At 72.2% G+C, this 9224-nt stretch carries 7 protein-coding genes; all 7 read left to right on the forward strand.

Features of this window, described 5'->3' with window-relative positions; genetic code table 11:
* The first annotated feature begins 436 nt into the window (after nt 1-436).
* Complete coding sequence (locus tag ACWGIC_RS36040) at nt 437-3004, forward strand: LuxR C-terminal-related transcriptional regulator (protein WP_452080403.1); 2568 nt, start codon at nt 437-439, stop codon at nt 3002-3004.
* Nucleotides 3005-3210: 206 nt separating this feature from the next.
* Nucleotides 3211-3930 carry an HAD family hydrolase gene (locus ACWGIC_RS36045; protein ID WP_452080404.1) on the forward strand — a complete coding sequence of 240 codons (720 nt, stop codon included), beginning with the start codon at nt 3211-3213 and terminating at the stop codon, nt 3928-3930.
* 966 nt (nt 3931-4896) lie between these two features.
* Complete coding sequence (locus ACWGIC_RS36050) at nt 4897-5718, forward strand: IclR family transcriptional regulator (RefSeq protein ID WP_452080405.1); 822 nt, start codon at nt 4897-4899, stop codon at nt 5716-5718.
* A gap of 735 nt (nt 5719-6453) precedes the next feature.
* Complete coding sequence (locus ACWGIC_RS36055) at nt 6454-7260, forward strand: universal stress protein (RefSeq protein WP_452080406.1); 807 nt, start codon at nt 6454-6456, stop codon at nt 7258-7260.
* 174 nt (nt 7261-7434) lie between these two features.
* Nucleotides 7435-7836, forward strand: coding sequence for an Hsp20/alpha crystallin family protein (locus ACWGIC_RS36060; RefSeq protein WP_452080407.1), 402 nt, complete (start codon nt 7435-7437; stop codon nt 7834-7836).
* Between the two features lie 90 nt (nt 7837-7926).
* Entirely contained in the window at nt 7927-8433 is a 507-nt protein-coding gene (locus ACWGIC_RS36065; RefSeq protein WP_452080408.1) for a universal stress protein, read from the forward strand.
* A gap of 10 nt (nt 8434-8443) precedes the next feature.
* On the forward strand, nt 8444-9106 hold the full coding sequence (locus tag ACWGIC_RS36070) for a CBS domain-containing protein (protein WP_452080409.1): 663 nt from the start codon (nt 8444-8446) through the stop codon (nt 9104-9106).
* Nucleotides 9107-9224 lie beyond the last annotated feature (118 nt).

Here is a 9224-nt window from a genome sequence, read left to right on the forward strand (position 1 = left end):
GGACGCACAATTCCGCCGATCGGAGCAGTATTGCACGCACTGCTGTGCGCACGCTCACCATTGGTGATCCAGAAGGTCGCCGGAGTAATCGCGGGCAAAGCGTGTCCGTTCGGCTGCGGAAAGTGTCCGGACCATTTCGGTAACGTTCCGGCGGGGTGTTCCGATCGAACGCCCGCCCTCCGTCCTGGTCGCGATAAACGCCCAGGTCCGCTGCTGCTCACCGATCCTCCTGCGAGATTCGTGGCCGACCGCGCGGGCGGCCGAGGTTCTCCCTGTTGGCCGATAGCCCGGGCCGGGGTGCGGGCACTAACCTGTTCCCGCCTGCCCGGCTGATTTTTCCGGGGTTCGTCCCGAGCCTTAAATAAACCGGAAGATATCGGGTGGCAGCATCCGTAGAATTACCGCAATTCGCTGGTCGGGCGAAGGGGGAGAGTGCGTGGTCGAGAAGGAGTTTGTCGGCAGGTCGGCGGAACTGGCCGCGTGCCTGGACCGCTCGGCCTCGGTGACCGTGGTGGAAGGACGGCCGGGGATCGGGAAAACCCGCCTGCTGGCCGAAGTCGCCCGGCAGGCGCCGGATCCGGTGTGCGCCGTTCCCGCGGCCGGGCCCGGGGGCTCGCCGGAGTTCGCCCGCCGCCTGGCGCGGGCGCTCGGATCGGAATCGCTGGTGGTCGTCGACGACGCGCACTGGGCCGACGAAGCGTCCTTGCGGCTGTTGATGTCGCTGGTCGCGCGACCGGAGCGCGACCGGCGGCTCGTGCTGTCGGTCCGAGACGGGCGGCAGCAGCCCGCGCTGGGCCGCCTGTTGCACGCCGAGCGGGTCCCCGCGCGTTACGTGACCTTGCCCGCGTTCACCGACGACGAGGTCGCCCGGCTGCTGCCGGGGCACGACGACGTCGAGCGGGCGCGGATCGCCGCCGCGGCCGAACGCGTTCCGCTGTATCTGTTGCTGCTGGCCGATTTGCCGCCGCACGAGTGGCCGGGCCACGACGACGGCCCGGTCGCCGGGGACCGGCCGATGCTGCCGGCCGAACGCGTGCTGTTCGCCGAGGTGTCGGCGCTGCCGGAAGCCGATCGGCTGGTCGTCCAGGCCGCGGCGTGCGGCGGCGCGACCCTCGACGCGGACCTGGTCCAGGCGATGACCGTGCTGCCCCGGGCGGAGGTCGGGCAGGCGATCGAACGGTTGCTGTGCCGCGGCGTGCTGACGGGCGGGGCCGAGGGGGTGCGGTTCCGGCATCCGCTGGTCCGCGCCGCTTCCGCCCGGTTGGCCGGACGCGGCTGGGCGGCGGGCGCGCATTACCGGGCGGCGGCCTACCTGCGGGAAATCGACGCGCCGCTCACCTGGCGGGCCTATCACCTCGAGAAGTCCCTGTACCGCCACGATCTGGTCGCGGTCGGCGAGCTGGCGTCGGCGGGGGAGGAGGTGCTCGGCACCGATCCCGCGGCGTGCGCGCGCTGGCTCGGCGCGGCGGTGGCGAACCTGCCGGAACGAATGCGCGGCGGGCACGAGCACGGCCGGCTGTCGGTGCTGCGGGCCGAGGCTTTGCTGGCGTCCGGGCAGCCGGCCGCGGCCCGCGCGCTGCTGGCGGCGCTGCCGGAATCGGCCCGGGTGCTGGCACTGCTTTCCCGGTGCGAGCACGCGCTCGGCCGGACCCGGCGCGCGCGGTCGATCGCCGAAGCCGCGATCGCCGCTTCGGGCAAGGCGGACGCGCGGGCGCAGCTCGAACTGGCACACCTGGAATTGCTGGACGGCGACATTGCCGGGGCACAGCAACGGCTTCGCCGGATCGCGGCCGATCCGAGCGCCGGTCCCGCGGTGCAGTCCGCGATCGCCTCGCTCACCGCGATCGGGCTGGCCTGCGCCGGGCGGACGGCCGAGGCCCGGAAGGCTCAGCAGGCCGCGGCCGACGGATTCGACCTGCTCGACGACAGCGAACTGCGCTCGGTGCTTTACACCGTGCCCGCGTTGTGCTGGGCCTCCTGCTTCCTCGACGAGGACCGGCGTGCGCTCGCCCTGCTGGACCGGGCGCTGCACCTGAGCGCGGCCGGGCTGCGGCAGGAGCTGCCGTTCCTGTATTCGGTGCGCGCCTTTGTGCTGTGGAAACTGGGAAGGCTCGCGGAAGCGGCGGAGGCCGCCGCCGAAGCGGAAACCGCCGCGACCCGCTTCGGCCACCACGACGTCGTGCCGATGGCCGCCGCGATCCAGTTGCGGGTCCTGCTCGCGACCGACGACCGGACGGCGGCCGAACAGCAGTGGCGCACGGTGGAGAAAATGCCGCGCCCGACCGTCGAGTGGTGGCGGCGGACGGTGGAGCACATCCTCGCCGAGGCCGGTTTCGAACTCGGGATGTTCCCCGGCGCCGTCGAGCAGCCCGCGGAGCAGACAGCGAATCCGTTGCTGGTAGCCAGATTGGCGCGGGACTGCCGGGTCGCCCTCGCCGAGGGAACGGCCGCGGACGCCCGCCGCTGCGCGTCTGACGCGATGGAACGGGCCGCGGCGACCGGGTTGACCAGCGACCTCGGCCTCGCGCAGCTGGCTCGCGCCACGGTGTCGGCCGCCGAAAACGACCTCGCCGCCGCGCTGACGGACGCGTCCGCCGCGGCCGTCGCGTTCGGCCGGGCTGCTATGGTGCTGCACCGCGGCCGCGCGATTCTGCTGGTCGCGGAAGTGCTGGGCAGACAAGGGAACTTCGACGCCGCGACCCAGCGGATCGGCGAGGCGCGGCAGGTGTTCCAAAGCGCGGGAGCCGGTGCGTTGCTGCGCGAGACCACGAAGGTGCAGCGGCGGCTGGCCGGGCAGCGCAAGCTTCCGCCGCCGGCGAGCGCACGGGCTCTTTCGCGCCGGGAACGCCAAGTGGCCGAAATGGTGGTGCGCGGGCTGACGACGAAGGAGATCGCGGCGGAGCTGTTCCTCAGCCCGCGGACGGTGGACGCGCACGTGGCCCGGGTGCTGACCAAACTCGACCTGACCACCCGGGCCGGGATCGCCCGCCGGCTGATCGGCTGACGGCGCGGGCCTTTCGAAGAAGTTTTCCGATTATTTCCCCGCTTTCCCGCGCAGTGCGGAAAGACAGCGCCCCGGGACAGCGGTGTCCCGGGGCATGGAACAAGCTGCCTGGCCCGGAGTCGCGCCGATGTACGGTCAGCCCGGATCATCACGGAAAGGTCACACAGAAGGGCTGTTTTCGTGGCTGCGACGGATCAGGACGACTCATGAACTGCGCGCCGAAATACGCGATTCTGGACCTGGACGGGACTTTGCTTCCCGGCCACACCTCGGTGCATTACCTGCAGGTCCTGGTCGACGACGGCACCTGCGACCGGCAGGCGGGCCTGACCTGCCTGGAGGCCATCGAGCAGTTCGCGGCGCAGGAGAAACCGCCGCCCGGGCTGATGGACGAGATCTACCGGCTGTACGCGCTCGCGATGAAAGGGGCTCCGGTCGCGCAGGCCCGGTTCGCGGCGGCGAAAACCTGGCGGGCGAGCCGGGGAAAACTGTTTTCCTTCGTCCCGGAACTGCTCTCGCTGCTGCGGTGCAACGGTTACCGGATCCATCTGCTTTCGGGCAACCACGATTTCCCGGTGCAGGAGGCGGCGATCGACCTCGGGCTGTCCGGCGGGCACGGCGCCGTCGTGGAGGTCGCCGACGGCAGGTTCACCGGACGTCTCCTCTCCGCGCCCGGCGCGGCCGGGGGCAAACTCTCCTTCGTGCGCTGCCTGTCCGCAGCGGCCGGATTCGACCCCGGCAACTTCCTGGCGATCGGGAATTCCGCCTCGGACGCGGAAATCTTCGCCTGCGTAGGCGAGGCCGTGGCCTTCGAACCGGACGCGGAGCTTCGGCGGCTCGCCGAGGGGCAGCCCTGGCACGTCGTCGACCGGCGCACGATCCTGCGGGTCTGCGCGCGGCTGGTCGCCGGGCCGGAGGCCGCGTGAGCGATCCTTTCCGGGGGACGTTGTCCTCCGGTCGCGCGAGCGCTGGGCAGATCATGGTGTGGGTCAAGGCAATCGCACTGGAAACCGCGCTCGTCGGAGGACGTTCCGCCGCGGCCTGGTCGAGCCCGTCGCGCGAAAGTCAAGGCCCTGTCCCGCGGGACGGAACATCGCTCTGCGTTCTCGTTCGGTCGCTCGCCGTCGACTGAGTGCTGGTATCGTCTTTCGGCGGAGGCGCGGCAGTCGCCGGAAACGGCTTCCGCTGGTCCTCCCGATGTCGGCACGGACGGCACCAACCCCGCCGTCGTGGCCGGCCCGGCCGATCGCCGCTCCGGAACCGGACTCGCCCGCTGACCGCGGGGTGCCCGGGCCGGAACGGCGGCGGCGCTGCCCGGAGCCCGCCGGCGCGCCCCGGCGGAAACGCGGGACCGCCCGGAATATTCTCCGGCGCGGTCGATTGTTCGCCGATTCCGCGCGACGTTCCGCCCAGGTTCGCCGCCGGACGAAAAACGGTGGGATGCCAGTCGGATGCCATTGTCACGGCCTGCGAACACGGCAGCGCGCGCACTCGAGATGACTACGCAACGTGATGGTTCATGCCCGCTTCCGGGGGTATGTCCGTCGCACGGCGAGGCGAGCAGGCCAACGCGCTGCGCCACTGGGGCGATCTCTTTGAGTGAACGGGTGCGACCGGTTGTGCCGGACGCGCTCCTGGGCAAGCATGAAGGCCCACGGCGTCCGGTGCGAGGACAGGACCGCATCGGGAAAGACGCCGGTGGAGAACGAATCGGGCGGCGGCGAGGCGCGGTGCCGCCCGCGAGCGGCGGAGGGCGTCGAGACCGCACAGGGCAGCGGTCGAGCAGCCGCGCCGGGGCCGAGGCCCGCGCGCGGGAGCGAGTCTCCCGACGGGCCCGGACGGCGCGTGCGCACGAGAGACTGGTGGATTCGCTGGAGGTTGCGGTCGTGACTATGAGTGACGATAACGCGCGGTGGGCCTGCACGCAGGTGGTGCCGCGCAGGCCGATTCCCCGCGCGCTTTCGATCCTGAGCGCCATTCGCGATTCGGGCGGGATCGAAACGCTGAGCGAGATATCGCGGTCGACCCGGCTGCCGAAAAGCACGGTGCACCGGCTGCTGGCCGAGATGCAGGGTTACGGAATGGTCGTGCGGGCCGGATACCATTACCGGCACGGCGAAGCGGTGTGCCGGCTCGCCAGACCCGGTTCCACCCAGGAACTGCAACGGCTGCGCCGGGGAATTCTCCCGTCCCTGATCGACATCCACTGGCGGACCGGGTATCTGGTCGGCCTCGGCGTGGCCAGCGGGAACGTGGTCGATTTCGTGCATTTGATCTACAGCAGCGGCTATTGTTCGCTGGCCGAGCGGATCGAAAACGATTCGCAGCTGGCCGGCAGCGCGGCCGGAAGGGTGCTGATGGCGTTCGACCCCGGCCTCGCCGCGCGGTTCGCCGTGTTCGCCGGCTACCGCGGCGAGGACGAGAACGGCGGCGGCCTCCCGGCGTGGCTGAGCACGGAACTGCGCGAAATCAGGCAGCGCGAGGTGTCGTTCAACCCGCGCGTCCCCGGCGCGCTGCTCGCGGCGGCGGTCCCGATTTTCAATGTGACCGGGACGGCGGTGGCCGCGCTGAGCGTGGCTGCCCCGCGCCGGGTGTTCAATTCCCGGGAAGCGCATTCGTCGCTGCAGGCGACCCGGATGACCGCGCAGCGAATCCTCCGCGAAACGGTGGCGGCTGATTGGCGGAGCGCGAAATCCGGCCGTCCGGTGGAATAGCGGCGGTGCCTGGGGGAGCCCGGACGGCGGAATGGCGTTCACGGGAATGGCGCAATTCGGCGAAGTGCGCTGAACGGTCGGTGAGGGCGGGACGGGTCCGCCGTGCCGGACGGGTTCCGGCGGGCGGCGGTTGACTGGCGCCGTGACCGCGTTCTGCCCGCTGAACGTTCGTTCGCAGTAGGGCAGACGAGACGACCCTTTGTGCCGCAAGCACTTTCGGTGCGTGCCGTGCTCGGTGGAGTCCGCTGGGCTGTTGGCGGCGGAAGATGCGGCCGGTGTGCTCGCGCGGGACCGGTGTTCGGGCGGATTCCCCTGACCGGCGCAGAACGGGCCGACCCGCGGAGCCGCTTCCTGCCCGCCGAACGCTCTTTCGCAGCAGAGCAGGCGAGACAACCCGTTGCGCCACAAGCACTTTAGGCGCGACCTCCTCGCGGGAGTCACGACCTGCCCGCCGAACTCGCGCGGAGGGCCGCAGCGCCTCTCTCACCGGGACCAAAGACTCTCGCGCCGCGGACATCCGCCCGCAGTGGCGCCGGACCGCGGCCGCCTAGCGTCGGGCGCGAGACGACAAGGAACCGGCCGGAGGAGGCATGTGATGGACGAGGAGCGGAGGGCCCCACTGCACGGGGCTGCCCGCCGCCGGCCCGCTGAACGCGGCGAGCACGGTGCCGCGATCTGCCGGCGAGCCGGAGAACCACCTGCGGGCAAGGAGAACAGGCACCAGGGACCGTGGCGGTGAGCCGGCCGGTGGTGGCCGGGGCCGACGGGTCCGACGCCGCGCTCGCGGCGGTCCGCTGGGCGGCGGTCGAGGCCGGGCGGCGCGGCACCGGGCTGGTGGTGTTCCACGCCGAACTGTGCGACGACCCCGACCTCCTGCCGCACGGCAAACCGCCCGGCGACGCCGAACTGCTGATGGAGCCCGCGCGCCGGCTGCTGCGGCAGGCAGCCGAGACCGCCCGGCTGGCCGCGCCCGCGGTCCCGGTGCGGATGTGCGTCCGGCTCGGGACCGCAGCCGAACTGCTGGCCGCGCTGTCCGACGAAGCCGGGCTGCTCGTGCTGGGCGCGCAGGGGCTCGGCGGAGCGCGCGAAGGGGCGATCGGGTCGGTGGCGTTGCGCGCGGCCGCGTCGGCGCGTTGTCCGGTGGTGGTCATCCGGGGCAGCGCGGCGGAGGACGGACCGGTGGTGGTCGGTCTCGACGACGCCGACGGCGGCGAGCGCGCACTGGCCTTCGCCTTCGACGCCGCCGTTTCGCGCGGGGCCGGGGTCGAAGCGGTGCACGCGTGGCACGACGGCCGTCCGGGCCGGGAAAGCGGATTGCGCGAACAGGTGGCCGCGTGGTCTCGCAAACATCCGCTCGTGCCGGTGCGCGTGCACGTGGTGCGAGTGCGCTCGGCGGCGCGGGCGCTGGCCGGGATTTCCGCGGGAGCGCAGCTGATCGTCGCGGGAGCCAGGGCGAGCGGTCCGCTGGCGGGCGGGCTGCTCGGTTCGACCGGGTACTGGCTGCTGGCGCACGCGGCCTGCCCGGTCGCGGTGGCCCGCTGAGCGCACCGGCCGCCCCCGACCGTCCTCAGTGGACGGCGGAACCGGCGTTCCGGGGCCCGGTCCGCCCGGTCGGTGACTTTCGTCCTTCGGCTTCGGGCAGTCCGGCAGCGTCGCGGCGGCGGGCCGGCGCGGTTTCCTGAAGGGGCGAGATCCTTCCCGAGAGAGGAGTGCGCGATGACGTCGCTGTTGCCCGGCGCCCGGATGGCTCTGCCGAACCTCGCCGCCTGGCTCGACCGTCCGTGGCCGTTCGCCGACCACAACCCGGTGCGCATCGAGGAATCCGTCGACGACGGGACCTACACGGTGCGCGCCGAACTGCCGGGGTTCGACCCCGAGAAGCACATTTCCGTGACGACGCACGAGGGTCTGCTGACCGTCGAGGCGGACCGCGTGGAACGCAAGCACTACGACGGCCGCAGCGAGTTCTCCTACGGCAAGTTCAGCCGCACGGTCCACCTGCCCGCCGGGGCGGTGACCGCCGAGGCGACCGCGCGCTACACCGACGGCATCCTCGAGATCTCGATGCCGCTGGCCGGGCAGCCGCACGAGAAGCAGATCACGATCGAGGCCGAGTAGGCCGGCGGCGCTCGCCGGTTCGCGGCGGACCGGCGAGCCGCCGGAGGGACCAGAGGGGAAAGCGCACCGGCCGGACCCAGGGAGCAGACTGTGACCGCAGCGAACGAGCGGGAGATCGTCGTCGGCGTCGACGGATCGGCGGGCAGCGCCGCGGCGGTCCGCTGGGCGCTGGCCGAAGCGGCGGGCAGCGGCCGGACGGTCGCGGTCCTGCGCGCCTGGACCTTCGATCCGCTCTCGTACCTGGAATCGGCGTTTCCCCGCGAGTACCGGGAGATCGAATCCCGGTACCGGTGCGAGCTGGCCCTCGCGGCGGCCAGGGAGTGCCCGGACGCGGATCTGACCCGGCTGCGGGCCGGTCTGATCGACGGCGCGCCCGGGCCGGCGCTGGTCCGGGCGTCGGCGGACGCGGCGATGCTGGTGCTGGGCAGCCACGGGCACAGCCGGGTGCTGCGCTTGCTGGTCGGCTCGGTGTCCGAGTACTGCCTGCGCGAGGCGCGCTGCCCGGTGGTCATCGTCCTGGACCGCTCGGCCGAAGAACGCGGACCGCTGCCGGGCGGGGAAAACGTGCGCGCCGTCCGCCCCGGCTCGCTGCGGTGAGGAGCACCCGATGAAGAGAACCCGCCGGATCCGCGCGGTGATGACGGCTGACGTCCTCGCGTTCGAGCCGGGCACTCCGGGCAAAGCGGCAGCGGCCCTGCTGGAGCGCCGTGCGGTCGGAGGCGCGCCGGTCGTCGACGAGAACGGCAGGGTTCTCGGCGTCGTCACGCGCGGCGATCTGGCGCGGCGGCGGCCCCGTCGCGGCTGGCGCCGGGCCAGTGCGCTGCCGGTGGCCGGGGTGATGAGCACGCCGCCGGTCACCGTCGGCGTGGACGACGACATCGTGACCGCGGTCCAGCGGATGAACGCCCGCCGGGTGCACCGGCTGCCCGTGCTCGGCGACGGGGAGACCCTGGCGGGCATCGTCTCGCGCGGCGATCTCGGGCGGGTGTTTTTGAGGCCGGACAGCGAAATCCGCGACGAGGTGCGCGACGAGGTGCTGGACCGGGAGCTGTGCATCGACCCGGCGTCGCTGGAGGTCTCGGTGCGCGACGGGGTCGTGTCGGTCAGCGGCACGGTCGAGCGGTACAGCATGGTGCCGGTGATCCCGGTGCTCGTGGCCCTCGTCGGCCGGGTCGACGGCGTGGTCGCGGTGAAGGAGCATATGCGGGTGGGAGTGGACGCCCGGCTCGTCCTGGCCGACGAACCGGCCGCGGGCGGAATGCCCGGGTGACCCCCCGGTTCCCCGTCGGACGACGGGAAGAACGACCACCGTCCGTTGTGGACGGTGGTCGCTTTCGTGCGGTGCGGGTCCGTGAGGGGAACCCTGAGGGAATCAGATTCCCTCAGGG

This window comes from Amycolatopsis sp. NPDC054798, assembly GCF_053611505.1.

Excerpts from the sequence above, each read along its gene's own strand:
- ACWGIC_RS36045 (WP_452080404.1), top strand. The coding sequence starts at position 3,211 with ATGAACTGCGCGCCGAAATACGCGATTCTGGACCTGGACGGGACTTTG.
- ACWGIC_RS36050 (WP_452080405.1), top strand. The coding sequence starts at position 4,897 with ATGAGTGACGATAACGCGCGGTGGGCCTGCACGCAGGTGGTGCCGCGC.
- ACWGIC_RS36060 (WP_452080407.1), top strand. The coding sequence starts at position 7,435 with ATGACGTCGCTGTTGCCCGGCGCCCGGATGGCTCTGCCGAACCTCGCC.
- ACWGIC_RS36070 (WP_452080409.1), top strand. The coding sequence starts at position 8,444 with ATGAAGAGAACCCGCCGGATCCGCGCGGTGATGACGGCTGACGTCCTC.